This window comes from Rhizobium ecuadorense (assembly GCF_001187535.1).
GTDB classification, from domain to species: domain Bacteria; phylum Pseudomonadota; class Alphaproteobacteria; order Rhizobiales; family Rhizobiaceae; genus Rhizobium; species Rhizobium ecuadorense.
Genome location: NZ_LFIO01000058.1, coordinates 1 through 291, shown reverse-complemented (window position 1 = coordinate 291; position 291 = coordinate 1). Strand labels below are relative to the sequence as shown.

Here is a 291-nt window from a genome sequence, read left to right as displayed (position 1 = left end):
CAGCAACTGAGTAGACGAGGTCTCGCGTATTCCCCGCCTGTTTGACGGTGCCGTTCTGACGAAGGATGACGTCAAGGTTCGTCGGATCGAGATCTGTTGTAATAGCCAGACCCATCGGCGCAAAAGTATCATAGCCCTTACCTGCCAGCAGGCAACCGAACTTGCTTTCCTGCCGCTGTATAATGCGGTCACTGATATCATTGCCACATGTGTAGCCGAGGACGTGCTGCAAGGCATGTTCCTTGCGGATGTGGCGTCCGCCTTTGCCTATGATGGCGACCAGTTCCGCCT

General features: G+C 55.0%; 1 protein-coding gene. It reads right to left on the bottom strand.

What is annotated here, in order from left to right; all coding sequences use genetic code 11:
* Positions 1-291, bottom strand: a 291-nt coding sequence (locus AF337_RS02465; protein ID WP_160320229.1) for a fumarylacetoacetate hydrolase family protein, incomplete at both ends; no start/stop codon positions are given.